Raw genomic sequence first — 19,736 nt, 5'->3', positions numbered from 1 at the left:
CTGCTGATGCCCGTGCGGCATGAGGTCGGTCCGGATGGGCCTGAACCGGCAGGCCGGCAACTCCGCCGGGGCGCCGGCCGCGCCCTACAATGGGCGCATGCAGATCGGCCCGTACTCCATTGCCCCCAACGTCGTGCTTGCGCCCATGGCCGGCGTCACCGACAAGCCCTTCCGCCTGCTGTGCAAACGGCTGGGCGCGGGCTTGGCCGCCTCGGAAATGACCATCAGCGACCCGCGCTTCTGGAACACGCGCAAGTCGATCCACCGCATGGACCATGCCGGTGAACCCGCGCCGATCAGCGTGCAGATCGCCGGTACCGAGCCGCAGCAGCTGGCCGAGGCGGCGCGTTACAACGTCGACCATGGCGCGCAGATCATCGACATCAACATGGGCTGCCCGGCCAAGAAGGTGTGCAACGCCTGGGCGGGCTCTGCGCTGATGCGCGACGAGCAGCTGGTCGCGCGCATCCTGGAAGCCGTGGTCAACGCGGTGGACGTGCCGGTGACGCTGAAGATCCGCACCGGCTGGGACTGCGACCACCGCAACGGCCCGGTCATCGCCCGCATCGCCGAGGCCAGTGGCATCGCCGCCCTGGCCGTGCACGGCCGTACCCGCGACCAGCACTACACCGGCCAGGCCGAGTACGCCACGATCGGCGAGATCAAGGCCGCGTTGCGCATCCCGGTGATCGCCAACGGCGACATCGATTCGCCGCAGAAGGCCGCCTTCGTACTGCAGCAGACCGGCGTGGATGCGGTGATGATCGGCCGCTCCGCACAGGGCCGGCCGTGGATCTTCCGCGAGGTGGCGCATTACCTGGCCACCGGCGAAGAACTGCCGCCGCCGTCGCTGGACGAAGTGCGCGACATCCTGCTCGGCCACCTGCACGCACTGCATGATTTCTATGGCGATCCGCAGGGCGTGCGCATCGCGCGCAAGCACCTGGGCTGGTACGCCAAGGACCGGCCGGAGAATGCCGCGTTCCGCGCGGTGGTCAACCGCGCAGAAGATCCGGCCAGCCAGATCGCGCTGACCACCGACTATTTCGACCGCCTGATCGCCGGGGAACCGGCGATGTCTTCTGCTGCCTGAGCCCGCCATCATGACCCCGCCGATTTCTTCCCCGACCTATCTGCACGGGTTCTCCGGCACCGAGCAGCAGCGGCTGATGACCCAGGCGCGCCTGCTGGAATCGAGCATCTTCGGCCAGATCGACTACAGCGGCGCCACGCGCCTGCTGGAGGTCGGCAGCGGCGTGGGTGCACAGACCGAGATCCTGCTGCGTCGCTTCCCCGAGCTGCACGTGACCGGCGTGGACCTGAGCGAGACCCAGCTGGAAACCGCACGCGAGAACCTGGCGCGCACCCCGTGGTGCAGCGACCGTTACACCCTGCAGCAGGCCGATGCCGGCGAACTGCCCTTCGAGGCGCGCACCTTCGATGCGGCCTTCCTGTGCTGGGTGCTGGAACACGTACCCTCTCCGGCGCGCGTGCTGAGTGAAGTACGCCGCGTGTTGGCCCCGGGCTCGCCGGTCTACATCACCGAGGTGATGAATGCTTCGTTCCTGCTTGATCCGTATTCGCCGCACATCTGGCGCTACTGGATGGCCTTCAACGATTTCCAGTACGACCACGGCGGTGATCCGTTCGTCGGCGCCAAGCTGGGCAACCTGCTGCTGGCCGGTGGCTTCCGCGATGTGCACACCGAGATCAAGACCATCCATCTGGACAACCGCGAACCGGCACGTCGCAAGACGATGATCGCTTTCTGGGAACAGCTGCTGCTGTCGGCGGCCGACCAGCTGCTGCAGGCCGGCACGGTGGACGAAGAGACGGTGGAGGGCATGCGCCGCGAGTTCCGGCTGGTGCAGAACGATCCGAACGCGGTGTTCTTCTATTCGTTCGTGCAGGGCCGCGCAACGGTGTATTGAGCGGCCGCGGTACACGCCATCCACGCATGGCGTGGATCTACTGGGTGCCGATGCACTACGCCATCCACGCATGGCGTGGATCTACTGTGCTGATGGGCCGTGGCGTGGATCTACGGGTGCGCGGCGGCGCCGTCCGCCGCCGCCGGTTCGTGCCAGATGCGCTGCCACATCGCCGACAACCGGCGGCCGGCATCGGCACGCGCGGCCGGGCTGCTGTAGTCCACCCGCAGCTGCTCGGGCACGATCGCGCGCCACTGGCCGTCAACCTGCTCGGCCACCGCGAAGTTGAAGGTGTAGTCCGGCTCCAGGCCCATGCGCAGGTCGCTCAGCACCACCTTGCCCTGCACCACCTGCGCGCGCATGAAGCCACGGTTGAACCACTGCAGGCGCTGTACTGCCGGAATTCCCGCTGCTTCGCGCAGTGCCTGCACGTTGGACGGATGCCCCTCGAAACGCATCGGTGCGTGGTCGGCTACCAGCGAGCGGTCACCCACCACGTAGCCATTGGGGGTCATCGCCACGACCCGCCACAGCAGGGTATTGAACGGCATCGGCACCGAGAACCGCGGCGCGTCACCCAGGCCCATCGCGGCCAGGCTCTGCTGGGCGGCACGGTCGACCTGTGCCTTGGCGATCACCCCCCAGCCCAGGTACGCACTGCTGAGCAGCAGCGCAACGCCGAGCACCTTGCCCGCCCACGGTCGCGCGCGACCGAACCAGGCCAGCACGCAGCCCAGCAGCAGCCACACCGTGTAGCCGGGATCGATGATGAAGACACTCGAGCCCATCGCGGGATGTGGCTGCAACGGCCACCACAGCTGCGTTCCGTAGACGGTGAACGCATCCAGCACCGGATGGGTGACCAGCGCCAGCTGGATCGCCCAGAACCAGCGCAGCGGTGATTGCGCCACCCGGCCGTTGCCGAAGCGTTTGAACAGCCACCAGATCAGCGCGGCCACCCACGGCAGTACAAGCAGCGAATGGCTGAAGCTGCGATGGTCAGTCATGTTCGCCACCGGGTCGGCGGCGGCAAAGCCCAGCCACAGGGCATCCAGGTCCGGCAGGGTACCGAGCGCGGCACCGGCCAGCAGAGCGGCACGGCGGTGTCCGGGCGGGGCGATGGCGGCAGCGACGGCGCCGCCGAGAACGATCTGGGTCAATGAGTCCATCGGCCGATGCTAGCGGGTTGCGTCGACGCCGTCTCGGTAGCGTCGAACCGCGCCACCATTGCTCGATAGGCGCCAGTACGTCGAGCGCATCGCAAGGCGCCAGGATGCGTCCACCCGCTACGCCGCCTGCGACAACCGCGCTCCCGGCAGCTCCACCAACGTCCGCCCGTTGTGGTCCAGCAGCCGCAAGGCGCCGTCGTGGTCCTCGGCCAATGCCGTCAGGCTCTCCACCCAGTCGCCGTCATTGGCGTAGACCAGACCGTCGCGTTCGATCAGTGCGGCGCGGTGGATGTGCCCACAGATGATGCCGTCGAGGCCTCGCCGGCGAACATCGTCCAGGCCGGCCTGCACGAAGCGCTCGATGTAGCGTTCAGCGGCGCCACTCTGCCGTTTCAGGAATTCGGACAGCGACCAGTAGCGCATCCCGAGTCGGCGCCGCACCGCATTCAACAGATGGTTGCCGGTGAGGATGCGGTAGTACAGCCAGTCACCAAACCGTTCCTGCAGGCCACCGAAGTGGGTGACACCGTCATAGTCGTCGCCATGCGCCACCAGCAGCCGGCGGCCATCGGCGGTGGTGTGGATCGCACGGCGGCGCACCTGCATCGCCGGCAACATCAGGCCGCACACCTGGCGCAGCGAAGCGTCGTGGTTGCCGGGGATGTAGATGATCTCGGTACCGGCGCGTCGCAGCGCGTGCAGGGCCAGGATGACCTCGCTGTGCGACTGCCGCCAGGTGGCGCGTCGGTGTGCCATCCACCACAAATCGATGATGTCGCCGACCAGATACAGTCGCTCGCAGCGCAGGGTGCCGAGGAAACGCGCCAGCTCGGTGGCGTGGCAATGCCGCGACCCGAGATGCACATCCGAGACGAACACGGCGCGGCGATGCGGTGCCAGGTTCGCCAGCGTGCTCATACCGGCATCCCCGCATCGCGCAGGTAGCGTTTGCGCTTGTGTGGCCGGATCGCGTGCAGGTCGACTTCGATCAGACCGTCGATCGAGTCGCTGAAATCCGGGTCGACGCCGAACGCCAGGAACCGTGCACCGCCGGGTTCGCACAGGTCTGTGTACTGCCGGTACAAGGTGGGCACACCCGTACCGAGCGCGGCGAGATTGGCTTTGAGCACGTCGAAGGCAGCCGCCGCATCCATCTCACCAAAGCAAGGTGGCGCGGCGAAGTACTGGAACGGCCGGTTTGATTGCACCCGCCCATCGGCCGCGCCGTAATACCGCTGGTAGTAGGCCACCAGCTGCTCGCGCGCATCGCGTGGCAGTGCTGCGCTGATCGACACCGCACCGAACAGATAGCGGATGCCAGGCTGGCATTGCAGGTAGGCGCCGATGCCCTGCCACAGGTAATCCAGGCTGCGGCTGCCCCAGTAATCGGGCACCACGAAGCTGCGGCCCAATTCCAGGCCTTCGGCAATGCGTGGAATGGCGTCGTCGGAATAGCGGAACAGCGAAGCGCTGTAGAGCCCCGCCAGGCCCCGGCGCGCCAACGCCTGCGCGCCCCGCATGATCCGGTAGGCACCGGCGATGCGCTGGGCGGTGCCGTCCCAGATCACGATGTGCTGGTAGTGCAGGTCGAAGTCGTCCAGGTCGCGACTGCGGCCCGTGCCCTCGCCCACCTGGCGGAAGGTCAGTTCGCGCAGCCGCCCCAGCTCGTGCAGCAGCGGCGAATCAGCGGCGCAGCTGGCCAGCAGGATCTGTTTGCCATCGGCGGTCTGCCCCAGCACGGTGGCAGCTGCAATCCCAGCGGCGACCTGTGCAGGCGGCACCGGCGCGGCCAGCGGCTCGGGCCCTGCCGGGCAGCCTTCAGCAATCGCTGTGCCGCGCCCCAGCGCATATACCGCGCGGCGCACCGCCAGCAGCTGCGCGCCGGGATCACCCTGCCCCAGCTGCATCGGTTCGCCGATGCGCAGCCGCAGCGGCCGGCCGCGGCGGGCGAACATCTCGCGCGCCAGCAGTGCCGTACCGGCCGGCTTGAACAGAGTCGAGGCGCCGTAGAACAGCGCCGAATTGCGCGCTTCCACCCGCACCGGTAGTACCGGAGCGGCGGCGGCACGGGCAAAGCGGACAAACCCCCGCTGCCAGCGACCATCGCGGATGCCCAGCAGCGACAACCGCGAGACCTCGCCGGCCGGGAACACGATCACGCACTGTTCGGCCGCCAGTGCCTGCTCCACCGCCTGCAGGCTGGTGCGCTGGACCTTGCCACCGAGGATGCGTACCGGCAGGAGCAGGTCCTGCAGCGGACCGATTGCGCCCAGCAGATCGTTGGCCACGATCCGCACGTCACGGCGGATGCGGCCGACCGCATCCAGCAGTGCCAGCGCATCCAGCGCGCCGGAGGGGTGGTTGGCCACGATCAGCAGGCGGCCGGTGGCCGGGATCCGCGCCAGCGCGGCGGGGTCCACGTGGTAGCGGCCCTCGATGAACTCCAGCCCGGCGGCGACGAAGTCGAAACCGCGCACGTTGGCGTTGCGGCGCAGGAACGCCTCGATCCGGTCCAGCCGTGACCAGCGCCCGACGCTGCGCAGCAGGGGCCGGGCCAGTTGGCCGCGACGGCCATGGAACCAGTCGGGATAGCGTTGTTGCAGACGCTGTTCGAGTTCCTGCATGGCGTGTCCCCTCCTGCCCGGCGGCCGGGTTGGCCGAGAGCCTGCGCCCGGCAGGCGGCAGCCAGATGGCGGTTTGGCGGCAGAATGATGACGGCGCAGACGCTGGCGCATCCGGTCCCGGCGGGGGCGGCAATGGTCACGCCAGTGGAACACTGCCTGTGCACGATGCCCCCGCAATGCCCGCCAGGCCTTGCCCTGCCGGGCACAACACCTTAACCACCGGCAACCCATACGGGTTCACAATGCACAGGCGGCGCACCCCGTGTATCATTCGCGCCCATCTTTCCATCCGAATCAAAGGATATTAAGCCTGATGTCCAGCTACCTCTTCACCTCCGAGTCGGTCTCTGAAGGCCATCCGGACAAGGTTGCCGACCAGATCTCCGATGCGGTGCTGGACGCGATCCTGACCCAGGACCAGCGCGCCCGTGTGGCCTGCGAGACCATGGTCAAGACCGGCGTTGCCATCGTTGCCGGCGAAATCACCACCAGCGCCTGGATCGACCTGGAAGCGCTGACCCGCAAGGTCATCGTGGACATCGGCTATGACAGCTCCGAAGTCGGCTTCGACGGCGCCACCTGCGGCGTGCTGAACCTGATCGGCAAGCAGTCCCCGCACATCGCCCAGGGCGTTGACCGCAAGAAGCCGGAAGAAATGGGCGCTGGCGACCAGGGCCTGATGTTCGGCTATGCCACCAACGAAACCGACAGCTACATGCCGGCGGCGATCCACCTGTCGCACCGTCTGGTCGAGCAGCAGGCCAAGATCCGCAAGAAGCGCAACTCGCCGCTGTCGTGGCTGCGTCCGGACGCCAAGAGCCAGGTCACCCTGCGCTATGAAAACGGCGTGGTCTCGGCCATCGACGCGGTGGTCCTGTCGACCCAGCACGCCCCGGGCATCAAGCAGAAGGACCTCATCGAGGCCGTCCGCGAAGAAATCATCAAGCCGGTACTGCCGGCCAAGTGGCTGCACAAGGGCACCAAGTTCCACATCAACCCGACCGGCAAGTTCGAGATCGGCGGCCCGGTGGGCGACTGCGGCCTGACCGGCCGCAAGATCATCGTCGACACCTACGGCGGCTGGGCCCGTCACGGTGGTGGCGCGTTCTCCGGCAAGGATCCGTCCAAGGTCGACCGTTCGGCCGCCTACGCTGCCCGCTACGTCGCCAAGAACGTCGTGGCCGCCGGCCTGGCCGACCGTTGCGAAGTGCAGGTCTCCTACGCCATCGGCGTGGCTGAGCCGACCTCGATCTCGGTCACCACCTTCGGCACCGGCAAGATCAGCGACGACAAGATCGAGAAGCTGATCCGCAAGCACTTCGACCTGCGCCCGTACGGCATCATCAAGATGCTGGACCTGATCCACCCGATGTACCAGCAGACCGCGGCCTATGGCCACTTCGGCCGCAAGCCGAAGGAGTTCAGCTACCTCAACGGCGAAGGCGAGACCGTCAACGCCACGGCCTTCTCCTGGGAGAAGACCGATCGCGCCGCCGCCCTGCGCGCCGATGCGAAGCTGAAATAAGAAACACGAAGGGCCGCTGTAGAGCCGACTGTTAGTCGGCTGACCTTCAAGAAGGGCCGCGCAAGCGGCCCTTCTGCTTTCGGTAGTGCCGGCCGCTGGCCGGCAGATGGTAGTGCCGGCGGTTGCCGATACAATCGCCCCATGTCGACCGAACTCAAATCCCACCAGCTGTCCATGACCGTGCTGATGTCGCCGGAAATGGCCAATTTCTCCGGCAAGGTCCACGGCGGCGCGATCCTGCGCCTGCTCGACCAGGTCGCCTATGCCTGCGCCAGCCGCTATGCCGGCCGCTACGTGGTCACCCTGTCGGTGGACCAGGTGGTGTTCCGCCAGCCGATCGCGGTCGGCGAACTGGTCACCTTCCTGGCCTCGGTGAACTACACCGGTACCTCGTCGATGGAAATCGGCGTCAAGGTGGTGGCCGAGGACATCCTCAAGCGCAGCGTGCGCCACGCCAACAGCTGTTTCTTCACCATGGTGGCCGTGGACGAGGAAGGCCGGCCGACGCCGGTTCCATCGCTGCAGCCGGCCAGTTCGGACGAAAAGCGCCGCCAGGCCGCGGCGCTGATCCGCCGCCAGCTGCGCCAGGAAATGGAACAACGGCATCTGGAACTGCTGGCGTCCAATCCGCCGTCACCGGAAGAGTGATCGCGGGCCGACCGGGCTCGGCACCTGGCAGACCGGTAGTGCCGGCCGCTGGCCGGCAACCTCCTCGTCGCTACTCGTCCATCTCAGGTAGATAGGGCGAAAGGAACGGCTCGATGTTCAACAACGGATCGGCCTCCGCCAGTGCAGCCTCTGCATCCACGGACGACACCACGTACATGTAGTAGTCGTATCCGAAGTGCACTTCGGCGCTATCGCTCACCAACTTGCACCAGATGACGTTGCGCAGAACGTCACGCACCACCCGCTCGATCCCGTACAAATCCAGCGACTGGCCCTCGTGGTAGCCGCGTGAATCACGCCATTCAAGCGACTGGATGCGCAGTGACTCGACACCTATGCCGATGCAGAAACGCCTGATCGCATCCAGATAGGCATCCTCGACAACGAGGTAATCCTCGATGCTCACGCGCTTGCCGACATCGCTGAAGTCAGTCCACTCTTCGGTCGGTGACCCCAGGTAGCCTTCGGGCGTCCGCTGCCAGTATTTGGTGATACGCCAAGAATGCTTCATGGGGCGGGAGGATACCGGAAGGTGCCGGGGCAGCCGTGCATCGGGCATCATGGGAGTGCCGGCCGCTGGCCGGCAACCTCGCAGCAGGCAAGCCCATGCAGTTGCCGGCCAGCGGCCGGCACTACTCCTCTCGCATCACCCCGTGTTCTGCACGCCCTGCGAAACACCATTCACGCAGGCCACCAGCGCACGCAGCAGGTCGTCGTCCTCGCGTCCGCTTTCGCGCCAGCGCTGCAGCAGGTCCACCTGCAGCACGCTGATCGGGTCCACATACGGATTGCGCAGGCGGATCGACAACGCCAGCCGCGCGTCGTGGTCCAGCAGGGTCTGCTGCTCCATCAGCGCCAGCAGCCAGTGCCGGGTCAGCTCCAGTTCGCGCTCGACCTGCGGGAAGAACGCATCGTGCAGCTCGCCGGACAGGCGCGAGAACTGTTCGGCGATGGTGATATCGCCCTTGGACAGCACCATCGCGATGTCATCCAGGAAGGTGCGGAAGAACGGCCAGTCCCGCGCCATTTCGCGCAGCGTGGCTTCATGGCCGGCGTCCACCGCCGCCTGCAGGCCGCTGCCGACCCCATACCAGCCCGGAATCACCGCGCGCGCCTGGCTCCAGGCAAACACCCACGGAATCGCACGCAGGTTGGTCAAGGCCGCATCCTGGCCGAGCCGGCGCGACGGCCGCGACCCCAGCGTCATCCGTTCGATCACATCGATCGGCGTGGCAGTACGGAAATAGTCCACGAAGCGTGGCTGGCCGACGAACGCCCGATAGACCTCGCTGCTGGAACCGGCGACCACGTCCATCACCGGCCGCCAATCGTCCTCGCGCGGCTCGGCGGCTCGCGGGCGCAGGCTGGCGCGCAGCACCGCACCGGTGGCCTGCTCCAGCGAACGCAACGCCAGCGCGCGGATGCCGTACTTGCGGTGGATCACCTCGCCCTGTTCGGTCACCCGCAGGCGGCCATCGATGCTGCCGCGTGGCGAGGCATCGACCGCGTGCGTGGTCTTGCCACCACCGCGGCTGATCGAGCCACCGCGGCCATGGAAGAAGGTCAGGCGCAGGCCCGCTTCGGCGGCCACCTCCAGCAGTTCCACCTGTGCGCGCTGCAGGCCCCAGCGTGATGCGGCAATGCCACCATCCTTGCTGCTGTCCGAATAGCCGAGCATCACCATCTGCACGTCCTCGCGTGCACGCAGATGCGCGCGGTACACCGGATCGGCCAGCAGATCGCGCAGCGTCGCGGTGCCGCGCTTGAGGTCGTCCACGGTTTCGAACAGCGGCGCGATATCCAGCGGCACGTGGCCGGCGTCGTCGACCAGGCCGCCACGACGCGCCAGGGCCAGCACCGCCAGCACATCGCCACGGTCGTGCGCCATCGAGATGATGTAGCTGCCCAGCGCGTCGCCACCATGCCGCGCACGTGCATCGGCCAATGCAACGAACACCGCATCCAAGCGCTGGTTGCCTTCATCATTGCCAACGGGCAAGGGTGTCTCGCCACTGGCATGCGGTGCCAGCAGGCGTGCGCGACCCGCTGCATCCAATGCGTCCCATGCAGCATCGCCACCCAGCACTGCCGCCAGCGCGCGCGCATGCACGCTCGATTCCTGGCGCACATCCAGCCGCGCCAGATGGAAGCCGAAGGTCTTCACCCGCCACAACAGGCGCTGCACCGCGAAGCCGCCGGCATGTTCGCCCCGGTTCGCGCGCAGGCTGTCGAGGATCAGCTGCAGGTCGTCGATCAGCGCGTCCGGACCGGCGTAGGCGCCATCGGCATCATCCAGCGTGGCCTGCAGGCGTGCGCGCATGCGGTCGTTGAGCAACCGGTACGGCATGTCGGCATGGCGTGGCCGCGACTGCACCTGCGGCAGCAACTGCTGGTAATGCGCGACACGCGCCTGCAGTGCATCGCTCACTCCCACCCGTTCGGTGGATTGGCTGAGCAGGCTGGCCAGCTGCAGCAGTTCTTTCTGGTAACGGCCCAGTACGGCAACGCGCTGTGCATCCAGCGTATTGCGGATGGTGTGCGCATCCACATTGGGATTGCCGTCCATGTCGCCGCCTACCCACGTGCCGAAACGCAGCAGGCGTGGCAGCGGCAGTTCCTCGCCATAGGTATCGCGCAGCGCCTGCTGCAGCGATTCGTACAGCACCGGGATCACCCGGTACAGCACCTGCACCAGATAGAAGCCGACGTGTTCGCGTTCGTCGTCCACGGTCGGGCGCACCGGCGAGGAATCGGTGGTCTGCCACGAGGCGGTCAATGCCATGCGGAAGCGCGCGGCATCGGCGGCGGCTTCGCCGGGGGTGCGTTGACCGTCGAGGTTGTCGACCAGGCTCGCCACCATCAGCTGCTCTTTCTCCAGCAGCGCGCGGCGCACAGCTTCGGTCGGGTGCGCGGTGAACACCGGCTCGATATCGATGTGTGGCAGCCATTGCGCCAGTTCGTCCAGGCCGACGCCCTGTGCCTTCAGATGCTGCAGGGCGTCCTGCAGACCGTCGGGTTGCGGTGCGGCGGAAACGGCGCGCTGGTAGTCGCGGCGGCGGCGGATGCGATGCACGCGCTCGGCGATGTTGACCACCTGGAAGTAAGTGCTGAACGCACGCACCATGGTCTCGGCCTGCTGCGGTTCACGCCCGGCCAAGCCGTCGGCCAGCACGGACAGCGGCGCCTGGTTCTCGCGGCGGGCAATGGCACGCGTACGCACGTCCTCGACGTCATCGAGAAAGGCGGCCGACACCTGCTCGACCAGCAGGTCACCGACCAGTGCACCCAGACGGCGCACGTCGTCACGCAGGGGAAGATCAGGGGAAGCGAATTCGATACTGCTGCGGTACTCGTTCATCGGCGACGCACAGGCCTCGGTCAACGGATCCAGACCCCAAGCCTAAACCAGAACGCGTGCCGTGCTGCGATGCAAAAATGGTTTCATCTGGTAGTGCCGGCCAGCGGCCGGCACTACCGGGTCCGGTCAGCGCTTCTTCTTGGCCTTGCCCTGCTCGGCCGGGCCGATGGTCTGCTCCAGCCAGCGCTCACTTTCGGCCAGCATGGTCATGATCGATTCGCGTGCACGGTAGGCATGCGATTCGTTCGGCAGCATCACCAGGCGGGCGGTGCCGCCCAGCCCCTTCACTGCGGCAAACATGCGTTCGCTCTGCATCGGGAAGGTGCCCGAGTTGTTGTCGTCCACGCCGTGGATGAAGAGGATCGGATCCTTGATCCTGTCGGCGTAATTGAACGGCGCCATCTTCTGGTACACGTCCTGCGCCTGCCAGTAGTTGCGCTCTTCGGCCTGGAAACCAAACGGGGTGAGCGTGCGGTTGTAGGCGCCGCTGCGCGCGATACCGGCCTTGAACAGGCGGGTGTGCGCGAGCAGATTGGCGGTCATGAACGCACCGTAGGAGTGGCCACCGATGGCGATGTGCTCGCGGTCGGTCACGCCACGCCGCACCACCTCGTCCACCGCTGCCTGCGCATTGGCCACCAGCTGTTCGATGTAGGTGTCGTTGGGCTCCTTGTCGCCTTCGCCGATGATCGGCATCGACGGGCTGGCCAGCACCACATAGCCCTTGGCCAGGAACGCCTGCGGGCCCCAGTAGCTGATGGCGTTGAAGCGGTACGGCGAATCGGTCACCTGGCTGGCGGCCGCCGCGCTCTTGAACTCACCCGGGTAGGCCCACATCAGCAGCGGCCGCGGACCATCGCGCTTGGGGTCGTAGCCCGGCGGCAGCAGCAGGGTCGCGGTCAGGTCCACGCCGTCCTTGCGCTTGTAGCGGATCTGCTCCTTCTGCACGCCCTTCAGCTGCGGCAGCGGATGGGCGAAATGAGTCAGCGCACGCGGTGCGGCGTTGGTGTCGGCCAGCGACTGCACGTAGAAGTTGGTCGGCTCGTCCGGGCTCTCGCGGCTGATCAGCAGCGAACTGGCCTGCGCATCCAGCAGCGTTACCGGCGCGGCGTAGGTCGGTGCCTGCGAATGGAACAGGCGGGTTGCCTTGCCGCTGGCCACGTCGAAGCGATCAACGAACGGACGGTCGCCTTCCGGCGATGCACCGGCACCGGCCAGGTACAGGCTGCCGCCATCAGCGGTGGTCTGCAGCAGCGAGCGGCCGCGATCATCACTGGCCATCAGCGGGCGGCCCGGATCGGCGTAGCGGTCCTGCGCGTCGCGATCCCACAGCAGCCTGGCATCGGCGCTGGCGTTGTCCGGTGCGATCAGCCAGGTCTTGCTGCGGCGGGTCTTCCACCACGATTCGTTGAGCAGGGCCAGGTCGCCGCGGCCCCAGCTGATGCCGGCATAGCGGCTGCCGAGCTGGGCCAGGGTCACCGGCGGCGTGTCGAATGGTGCGGCCTGCATGAACACCGCATCGCGCACCTTGGCTTCCCTGTTCGGGTCGCCACCATCCTGCGCTTCGGCCCAGACCAGGGTGGCATCGGCATCGCCGCGCCAGCTGATGTCACGCACGCCGGTCACTTCGGCATCGTTGCCGGTCGGCAGGCCTTCCACCAGCGGCCGTACGGCCACGGTATGCACCAGCTTGCCGGTGCTGCGGTCGAGCACTTCGATGCGGCGCGGGAAGCTGCTCAGCGGCACCACGTAGGAGTACGGACGCTGCACCGGCTGGCTGAGCACGAAACGGCCGTCGGGCGACACCGCAAAACCCATGAAGATGCCGGCCGCACCGATGGCACGGCTCTGCCCGTCCAGGCCCACTTCCATCGGTTGGGTGGTGGCGTAGTAATCGAACTGGCGCGCGTCGGCCTCGTTCTTCAGCAGGTCCTGGTAGGTGCGGATGGACACCACGCCACCGCCCTGGCTGGTCTGCTGCACGGCCGGACCGGTCGGGATGCCATCTGCAGCCGGGGCGGCGCCAAGGTTGCTCGGGCGGGTGAACACCACCAGGCCACGGCTGTCCGGCAACCACTGGTAGCCAGTGCCCAGAACGGTGTTCAGGCCGGCGACCAGGCGACGGGCGCTGCCGCCAGCCACGTCCACCAGCCACAGCTCATTGGCCCCGGTAGCGGCATCGACCTGGTTGAAGGCCAGCCACTTCTGGTCCGGCGACCACGTCAGGCTGGCGATCGACAGCGAGGCCGGCAACCCGCTGATCTGCCGCTCCTTGCCGTCAGCCACATTCATCAACCACAGCTTCTGGCCGAAGCTGAAGCGGCTGTCAGAGAAGGTTTTCGGATTGATGCGCAGGCCCGCGAGTTTCAGCTCCGGCTGCGCCACCACCTGGATCGACGGCAGCGACGGCATCTGCATCAGCGCGGCGACATCCCGGCGCGGCGACAGGAACAGCGACGGCGCCCGCGGCGCGTCGACCACGGCCTGCAGTGCGGCCGAGGGCAGCTCGTAACCGGCCACGCCCTGTGCCTGCGCTGCGGCCGCCTGCGGTGCCGCAGCGCAGGCCTGCGGGACCACCGCCAGCAGTGCCATCGACAGGACCAGGCCAGTCAAGCGCCGGTTGCGGCGTGCGTGCGTGCTCATCATTGTTCCACCTGTTCGCTGCGTGAAGCCCTCGACCTTAACAGGCCATGCACCTGCGCCCATCTGCCGATGGTTGGGTCATCGCCGTGTCACAGCGGAGGCGCGATATAATGGGCATCCTCCCCTGCCGAGGGGCGCTGCGACCGGATCCCTTGAGACCGGCCAGGCTCGGCCAGGTGGCTTTGCAACAACGGCGCCCGGCCAGATGCGAGCATCCGCTCGCCCACAACCGGAGCTACTGCATGAATGCTGTTGCCAAGACCTTCTCCACCGAAGGCGATTACAAGATCCGCGACATCACCCTGGCCGACTGGGGCCGCAAGGAACTGGACATCGCCGAGCACGAAATGCCGGGCCTGATGTCCATCCGCCGCAAGTACCAGGCCGAGCTGCCGCTGAAGGGCGTGCGCGTGACCGGCTCGCTGCACATGACCATCCAGACCGCGGTGCTGATCGAGACCCTGAAGGACATCGGCGCCGACGTGCGCTGGGCTTCGTGCAACATCTTCTCGACCCAGGACCACGCCGCTGCGGCGATCGCCGCCACCGGTACCCCCGTGTTCGCCTGGAAGGGCGAGTCGCTGGAAGAGTACTGGGACTGCACCCTGGACGCGCTGACCTTCACCCTGCCCGACGGCACCCTGACCGGCCCGGAGCTGGTGGTCGACGACGGCGGTGACGTGACCCTGCTGATCCACAAGGGCTACGAGCTGGAAAACGGCAGCACCTGGGTCGACGAAAAGGCTGCTTCGCACGAAGAGCAGGTCATCAAGAACCTGCTCAAGCGCGTGGCCAAGGAGCGCCCGGGTTACTGGGGCCGCGTGGTCAAGGACTGGAAGGGCGTTTCGGAAGAAACCACCACCGGCGTGCACCGCCTGTACCAGCTGGCCCAGGCCGGCACCCTGCTGATCCCGGCGATCAACGTCAACGACTCGGTCACCAAGAGCAAGTTCGACAACCTGTACGGCTGCCGCGAGTCGCTGGCCGATGGCCTCAAGCGCGCGATGGACGTGATGCTGGCCGGCAAGGTCGCCGTGGTCTGCGGCTACGGTGACGTGGGCAAGGGCTGCGCCGCCTCGCTGCGCGCCTACGGCGCGCGCGTGGTCGTCACCGAGATCGACCCGATCTGCGCCCTGCAGGCGGCGATGGAAGGCTTCGAGGTCAACACCATCGAATCCACCCTGGGCCGTGCCGACCTGTACGTCACCACCACCGGCAACAAGGACATCATCCGCATCGAGCACCTGAGCGCGATGAAGGACCAGGCCATCGTCTGCAACATCGGCCACTTCGACAACGAGATCCAGGTCGATGCGCTGGTCGCCTTCCCGGGCGTGAAGCACGTCAACATCAAGCCGCAGGTGGACAAGTACATCTTCCCCAACGGCAACGCGATCTTCCTGCTGGCCGAAGGCCGCCTGGTCAACCTGGGCTGCGCCACCGGCCACCCGAGCTTCGTGATGTCCAACTCGTTCGCCAACCAGACCCTGGCCCAGATCGACCTGTGGGCCAACAAGGGCACCTACGAGAACAAGGTGTACCTGCTGCCGAAGAAGCTGGACGAAGAAGTGGCCCGCCTGCACCTGGAGAAGATCGGCGTGAAGCTGACCACCCTGAGCCAGGAACAGGCCGACTACATCGGCGTGCCGGTGGAAGGTCCGTTCAAGCCGGATCATTACCGCTACTGATGCCTGCGCGGGGTCGGATCCCTTTCCGCAGGAAAGGGCTCTGACCCCAGCAACGGATGCACACGGACGGGCGCCTTCGGGCGCCCGTTCTGCGTTGGCGTTCGGTCATCCGCCCTGCATCCATCCGACACAAAGGTGGTGTAGATCCACGCCACGCGTGGATGCTGTTCATTGGCCACACGCAGTAGTCTCAGTCAAGGCAACGCCTTCGCCCCGCGCTACGATTCCCCCATGACCCCGGCCATCAACCTGCTCAAGCGCGAGAAGATCGCCCATACCGTGCACAGCTACGTGCACGACGCCCATGCCGAATCCTATGGCGGCGAAGCCGTCGAAAAGCTGGGCCTGGACCCGGCACAGGTATTCAAGACGCTGCTGGCCAACACCGAAACACACGAACTGCTGGTAGCGATCGTACCGGTGGCCGGCCAGCTCGACCTGAAAGCACTGGCCGAGGCGGCCGGCTGCAAGAAGTGCGAGATGGCCGCCGTCGATGCCGCGCAGCGCGCAACCGGCTATCTGGTCGGCGGCATCAGCCCGCTTGGGCAGAAGAAGCGCCTGCGCAGTTTTCTCGACGCCAGCGCGCAGGCACTGCCCACCCTGCACGTCAGCGCGGGACGCCGCGGCCTGGAAGTGGAACTGGCCCCGGCCGACCTGCTGCACCTGACCGGCGGCCACTACGCCGCGATCGGCAGGCCCCGTTGATGCGCTGGCCCTGGTCCACATCGCCGCCACCGCGGCTGGACGATCCGCAGGCCGATGTGCTGCTGCAGGATCTGCTGTCGCGCGATGCCAGTCGTATCCATGCGGCCAGCAGCCGCGTGGCACGGTTGTTCAGCGCTACGACGCTGGATGCGCTGGCGCCGCAGACGGAGCGGATCGAGCAGGCCTGCCAGGGCGTGCAGCTTGGCGGGGCACTGGTCAGCAACGATGTGCACCTGAAAGCCGCACTGCGCCGCCTGCGCTATTGGCGTGAACGCAGCGGCTGCTTGTGCGCGCTGTATCCGGATTATCTGTTCTTCGACCCACGCCGTCTGATCGAACAGGGTCATGTGCGCTTGCTGGAACTCGGCGTAGCCGAGGACGGCTGGGGCGACCGTCATCGGGTGGCCTGCACCTGCTGCGGCCAGCACTGGGATGCCATCGATCGCGAGTACCACTACCCGTGGTGGGAGTGGACACCGATGGCGGGGACTTCGGCCGGCTAATCGCTCGCAAACGTGGCTGTGGCAGGCACCATGCTCATACGTGGGGTGCTGGAGGTCCCTCCCTCCCGTTTCCATCGCCATCCCAGCGCGGCCTTCACTGCCGCTTCGTCGAGCAGCGGATGACCGCTGGACCCCGCAACGATGACTGCTTCGGCGTGCCCCTGGTCATTCAACAGCACGCTCATGCTCACTTTGCCCTGCAGGTTGTCAGCGCGTGCAGCCGCCGGATAGCTCGGCATGGAAGCGCGGTCAAGACGCCAGCCAGCGGCATCCTGGACAACCTGCGACGTGCGTGCGGAGAGCGCGCAGCGCGAAGGCATCTGCAGTTCGAAGCCCGATGTTCCCTGCGTCGGCTGGGCGTTTGCCGGTTTGCCACATGCGATGAGGGAGATCGCCTCCAGCATGCGTTGCTGGCGTTGCAGCGCTGCTGCATCGCTCCCGGTTGCGCGGAACGTACAGCGCCCTCCGATACTGGATGCCTGCAACTGGTCGACACTGGCATCACGGACCGCCGCCGGCTCGGACAAGCTTCCGCAGGACGCGTCGGCGTCGTATCCCGCCGAGCAACCACCAGCGGCAAGCAGCACGGTCCCCAGCACAGCGCCCCGTGGGTTCATGCGTCCCATCATCATTCTGCACCTCCTGCGCCAATCTGCCGCCATCGTAGCGTGTTGTTGCGCGGCCGTTTCACAGCGTCCCGATCATGGGCGCCAGTTGGCGTTGTTCTCCCAGAACGCCACGGCACGCTGGTACGCCGCACGGTCCAGCGGCACGCCGGAGCCACCCTCCTCCACGCCCAGCGCATTGCGCATCATCGTGATCGGTGCCATCGGTACTTCTTCCGGTTCGGCGGTGTAGATGCAGCCGACGATGCCCCAGTCCGCATCAATGGGCGAGCCCTCCTTGGCCAACTGCTCGGCGCTGTACAGGATCACCACCAGGAAGTTCGCCCGCGGCGATTCCACGCCCTCGAACCAGCGCACCAGCACCGGCAGTTCGTCGCGGTTGCGCGCCTCGTAGCCACTGCGCAGCTGGTGCCGGTTGGCGTCGGTGATCGGCACGGTCAGGCAGCGCGTGCTGGTCCAGTTTTCATAGACGAACAGCTTGCAGAACGGTGCATAGCCATCGAGCACCTTCAGCGGCGGGTGCGCGTTGAGATGCGCCTGGAACTGCTCGGCACTGCAGTCCTGGATGGTGTTGCCGCGCGGTACGCGCGGGAACAGGCGGGGGCGGGCGAAATCGGTGAGGACGATGGACATGGCGCGGTGTGATCGAAGAATCCGCTGCACAGGGTAACCGCCCCCGGCGGTGCAGGGGGAGCAGGCCGAGAGTCACTGGCGTCCGCGGCGGACTTGCCCCACCCTACCTTCGACCTACCGCAGGGATTGCAGGCTCATGGATGCAGCACGCGCGTTGTCCCCTTCCCCTCGATCACGCCAACGGCCTCTGCTGAAGGCAGTAGCGGCTGTGCTTCTCGCTCCGCCCCTGCTGTTCGCTGCCGCCCTGATCTGGCCGTTGCCAGCGCCGCCGCCACCCGATGTCGGCAACAGCCGGGTGATCATCAATGCGCGGGTGGTGGACGTGCAGAACGGCGTTGCCAGCGCGCCCACCACTGTAACGGTGCGCAACGGCACCATCATCGCCATCGGCAATGGCCCCCACGACGCCACCTTGCACGTATTCGACGCCGGTGGCCGCTGGCTGCTGCCTGGCTTCTGGGACATGCATACCCACGCACTGCAGCTGTCTCCGCAACTGCAGTTCCCGTTGATGCTGGCCAACGGCATCACCGGCACCCGCGACATGATGGACTGCCCGCAGCCGACCGATCCGCTGATCGCCTGCGTCGCTGACAAGCGTCGCTGGAGCGCACAGGCCATCGCTGGCACGTTGACCGCGCCGCGATTCGTGCAGGTGGCAAGCTTCTACTTCGAAGACCCTGCGCTGGCACCACAGGACGCCGTCCGTCGCGCGCGTGAGTACGCCGAGCGCGGCGTGGATGCACTGAAGGTCTACAACCGGCTGCGCCCGGATACCTACCAACGGCTGGCTGCCGAGGCGCGGCAACTGCATCGTCCGCTGGTGGGCCACCTGCCCAGGGCGGTGGCGCTGGAAGAGGCACTGCAGGCCGGACAGCACAGCTTTGAACACGCGCATCTGTTCGTTCGCCACTGCTCCGGCTCCGCAGCTGCATGGCGCAGCGGGACGCTGGACGGTGAAGACCCGACAGCCTTGGCCGAGCACTTGGTGGACAGCTATGCGCCTGCAAGGTGCAAGGCCGCCTTCGCGCTGATGCAGGCCAGCGGCAGCGCCTTCGTGCCCACTCATGTCACCCGCGAGGAGGATGCCCGCGCGCGCGATCCGGGCTTCATCGATGATCCGCGACTGGCGTACCTCGATCCGCTTTCGCGCTGGGCCTGGCGCGACGACCTGCAGGCCACGGTCACCCGCCATCCAGGCCAACGTGGCGAGCGCGCACTGCACGCCTATTTCAATCATGGCCTGGCACTGACCGGCGCTGCGCACCGCGCCGGTGTTCCGGTGCTGGTGGGCACCGACACCGGGCTTGGCGGCTTCCGCTATCACGATGAACTGCAACTGCTGCACCAGGCCGGACTCAGCCAGGCCGACGTGCTGCGCGCAGCCACGTTGCACGCCGCACAGCACCTTCGCCTGCAGGCCCGGCATGGCAGTGTCGAGGTCGGCAAGGCGGCCGACCTGGTGCTGCTGGACGGCAATCCTCTGCTGGACATCGGCAACAGCCGGCGCGTGCATGCGGTGCTGCTGGCCGGCCACCTCTACGACCGTCCAAGGCTGGATGCACTGCTGGCCTACTCCCGCGCGCAGGCACGCTCACCTGCGGTGATGGCGCGGCTGCTGTGGGGATTCGTGACCAGCCCGGTCAGCGCGGAACTGTAGGA

Annotated in this window: 16 protein-coding genes and 1 riboswitch; of the genes, 8 read left to right on the top strand and 8 right to left on the bottom strand. The window is 66.9% G+C overall.

The features are described 5' to 3' along the window. Positions 1-97 precede the first annotated feature (97 nt). A complete protein-coding gene (dusB, locus tag AC1DKR_RS14915) occupies positions 98-1,093 on the top strand; it encodes a tRNA dihydrouridine synthase DusB (RefSeq protein WP_478033350.1) in 996 nt (331 codons plus the stop codon). A gap of 10 nt (positions 1,094-1,103) precedes the next feature. Next, entirely contained in the window at positions 1,104-1,931 is an 828-nt protein-coding gene (locus tag AC1DKR_RS14910; RefSeq protein WP_478033349.1) for a methyltransferase domain-containing protein, read from the top strand. 110 nt (positions 1,932-2,041) lie between these two features. Here AC1DKR_RS14910 and AC1DKR_RS14905 read toward each other — a convergent pair whose 3' ends face one another. The 3 genes from AC1DKR_RS14905 to olsF all read right to left on the bottom strand — a co-directional run bounded on the left by AC1DKR_RS14905 (position 2,042) and on the right by olsF (position 5,724). Beyond that, entirely contained in the window at positions 2,042-3,100 is a 1,059-nt protein-coding gene (locus AC1DKR_RS14905; protein ID WP_478033348.1) for a metal-dependent hydrolase, read from the bottom strand. Between the two features lie 117 nt (positions 3,101-3,217). Continuing rightward, a complete protein-coding gene (locus tag AC1DKR_RS14900; RefSeq protein ID WP_478033347.1) occupies positions 3,218-4,018 on the bottom strand; it encodes a UDP-2,3-diacylglucosamine diphosphatase in 801 nt (266 codons plus the stop codon). Further along, positions 4,015-5,724, bottom strand: coding sequence for a bifunctional ornithine lipid synthase OlsF (olsF, locus tag AC1DKR_RS14895; protein WP_478033346.1), 1,710 nt, complete (start codon positions 5,722-5,724; stop codon positions 4,015-4,017). The genes AC1DKR_RS14900 and olsF overlap by 4 nt, the downstream gene beginning before the upstream one ends. A 313-nt stretch (positions 5,725-6,037) precedes the next feature. On the opposite strand from olsF, the gene metK reads away from it, so the two are divergent. Both metK and AC1DKR_RS14885 read left to right on the top strand, forming a co-directional pair. Then, positions 6,038-7,249, top strand: a complete 1,212-nt coding sequence (gene metK, locus AC1DKR_RS14890; RefSeq protein WP_312111984.1) for a methionine adenosyltransferase — start codon at positions 6,038-6,040, stop codon at positions 7,247-7,249. A gap of 141 nt (positions 7,250-7,390) precedes the next feature. Beyond that, a complete protein-coding gene (locus AC1DKR_RS14885; protein WP_089238821.1) occupies positions 7,391-7,897 on the top strand; it encodes an acyl-CoA thioesterase in 507 nt (168 codons plus the stop codon). A gap of 70 nt (positions 7,898-7,967) precedes the next feature. Here the strand turns inward: AC1DKR_RS14885 and AC1DKR_RS14880 are convergent, their stop codons facing one another. The 3 genes from AC1DKR_RS14880 to AC1DKR_RS14870 form a co-directional block, all read right to left on the bottom strand. Then, the gene (locus tag AC1DKR_RS14880; protein ID WP_478033345.1) at positions 7,968-8,429 is read right to left on the bottom strand and encodes a hypothetical protein; all 462 of its coding nucleotides are present in this window, start codon (positions 8,427-8,429) and stop codon (positions 7,968-7,970) included. A 135-nt stretch (positions 8,430-8,564) separates the two neighbouring features. Continuing rightward, positions 8,565-11,276, bottom strand: coding sequence for a phosphoenolpyruvate carboxylase (gene ppc, locus AC1DKR_RS14875; protein ID WP_478033449.1), 2,712 nt, complete (start codon positions 11,274-11,276; stop codon positions 8,565-8,567). A gap of 126 nt (positions 11,277-11,402) precedes the next feature. Continuing rightward, entirely contained in the window at positions 11,403-13,919 is a 2,517-nt protein-coding gene (locus AC1DKR_RS14870; RefSeq protein WP_478033344.1) for a S9 family peptidase, read from the bottom strand. Between the two features lie 123 nt (positions 13,920-14,042). After that, positions 14,043-14,125: riboswitch (S-adenosyl-L-homocysteine riboswitch) on the top strand. Between the two features lie 36 nt (positions 14,126-14,161). On the opposite strand from AC1DKR_RS14870, the gene ahcY reads away from it, so the two are divergent. The 3 genes from ahcY to AC1DKR_RS14855 all read left to right on the top strand — a co-directional run bounded on the left by ahcY (position 14,162) and on the right by AC1DKR_RS14855 (position 16,815). Then, the gene (ahcY, locus tag AC1DKR_RS14865) at positions 14,162-15,607 is read left to right on the top strand and encodes an adenosylhomocysteinase (RefSeq protein ID WP_025876541.1); all 1,446 of its coding nucleotides are present in this window, start codon (positions 14,162-14,164) and stop codon (positions 15,605-15,607) included. 231 nt (positions 15,608-15,838) lie between these two features. Continuing rightward, positions 15,839-16,312, top strand: coding sequence for a Cys-tRNA(Pro) deacylase (ybaK, locus tag AC1DKR_RS14860; protein ID WP_100462958.1), 474 nt, complete (start codon positions 15,839-15,841; stop codon positions 16,310-16,312). Continuing rightward, positions 16,312-16,815, top strand: a complete 504-nt coding sequence (locus tag AC1DKR_RS14855) for a hypothetical protein (RefSeq protein ID WP_100462955.1) — start codon at positions 16,312-16,314, stop codon at positions 16,813-16,815. The genes ybaK and AC1DKR_RS14855 overlap by 1 nt, the downstream gene beginning before the upstream one ends. Here AC1DKR_RS14855 and AC1DKR_RS14850 read toward each other — a convergent pair. Further along, positions 16,812-17,447, bottom strand: a complete 636-nt coding sequence (locus AC1DKR_RS14850; RefSeq protein WP_363729859.1) for an energy transducer TonB — start codon at positions 17,445-17,447, stop codon at positions 16,812-16,814. The genes AC1DKR_RS14855 and AC1DKR_RS14850 overlap by 4 nt on opposite strands. A 69-nt stretch (positions 17,448-17,516) precedes the next feature. After that, complete coding sequence (locus AC1DKR_RS14845) at positions 17,517-18,074, bottom strand: DUF3228 family protein (RefSeq protein WP_100462950.1); 558 nt, start codon at positions 18,072-18,074, stop codon at positions 17,517-17,519. A 136-nt stretch (positions 18,075-18,210) separates the two neighbouring features. Here AC1DKR_RS14845 and AC1DKR_RS14840 point away from each other — a divergent pair, with 136 nt between their 5' ends. Next, positions 18,211-19,734, top strand: a complete 1,524-nt coding sequence (locus AC1DKR_RS14840; RefSeq protein WP_033830365.1) for an amidohydrolase family protein — start codon at positions 18,211-18,213, stop codon at positions 19,732-19,734. The last annotated feature ends 2 nt before the right edge of the window (positions 19,735-19,736 follow it).

It is taken from the genome of Stenotrophomonas sp. 01N47 (assembly GCF_056399165.1).
The sequence above is the reverse complement of the archived record's forward strand: the minus strand, read 5'-3'. Positions and strand labels throughout refer to the sequence as shown.

Bases quoted from the DNA above. Each gene is read 5' to 3' on its own strand.
- ahcY (WP_025876541.1), top strand. From the start codon at position 14,162: ATGAATGCTGTTGCCAAGACCTTCTCCACCGAAGGCGATTACAAGATC.
- AC1DKR_RS14885 (WP_089238821.1), top strand. From the start codon at position 7,391: ATGTCGACCGAACTCAAATCCCACCAGCTGTCCATGACCGTGCTGATG.
- AC1DKR_RS14880 (WP_478033345.1), bottom strand. From the start codon at position 8,429: ATGAAGCATTCTTGGCGTATCACCAAATACTGGCAGCGGACGCCCGAA.
- AC1DKR_RS14910 (WP_478033349.1), top strand. From the start codon at position 1,104: ATGACCCCGCCGATTTCTTCCCCGACCTATCTGCACGGGTTCTCCGGC.
- AC1DKR_RS14850 (WP_363729859.1), bottom strand. From the start codon at position 17,447: ATGATGATGGGACGCATGAACCCACGGGGCGCTGTGCTGGGGACCGTG.
- metK (WP_312111984.1), top strand. From the start codon at position 6,038: ATGTCCAGCTACCTCTTCACCTCCGAGTCGGTCTCTGAAGGCCATCCG.
- dusB (WP_478033350.1), top strand. From the start codon at position 98: ATGCAGATCGGCCCGTACTCCATTGCCCCCAACGTCGTGCTTGCGCCC.
- AC1DKR_RS14855 (WP_100462955.1), top strand. From the start codon at position 16,312: ATGCGCTGGCCCTGGTCCACATCGCCGCCACCGCGGCTGGACGATCCG.
- AC1DKR_RS14870 (WP_478033344.1), bottom strand. From the start codon at position 13,919: ATGAGCACGCACGCACGCCGCAACCGGCGCTTGACTGGCCTGGTCCTG.
- olsF (WP_478033346.1), bottom strand. From the start codon at position 5,724: ATGCAGGAACTCGAACAGCGTCTGCAACAACGCTATCCCGACTGGTTC.
- ybaK (WP_100462958.1), top strand. From the start codon at position 15,839: ATGACCCCGGCCATCAACCTGCTCAAGCGCGAGAAGATCGCCCATACC.
- ppc (WP_478033449.1), bottom strand. From the start codon at position 11,276: ATGAACGAGTACCGCAGCAGTATCGAATTCGCTTCCCCTGATCTTCCC.
- AC1DKR_RS14840 (WP_033830365.1), top strand. From the start codon at position 18,211: ATGGATGCAGCACGCGCGTTGTCCCCTTCCCCTCGATCACGCCAACGG.
- AC1DKR_RS14845 (WP_100462950.1), bottom strand. From the start codon at position 18,074: ATGTCCATCGTCCTCACCGATTTCGCCCGCCCCCGCCTGTTCCCGCGC.
- AC1DKR_RS14905 (WP_478033348.1), bottom strand. From the start codon at position 3,100: ATGGACTCATTGACCCAGATCGTTCTCGGCGGCGCCGTCGCTGCCGCC.
- AC1DKR_RS14900 (WP_478033347.1), bottom strand. From the start codon at position 4,018: ATGAGCACGCTGGCGAACCTGGCACCGCATCGCCGCGCCGTGTTCGTC.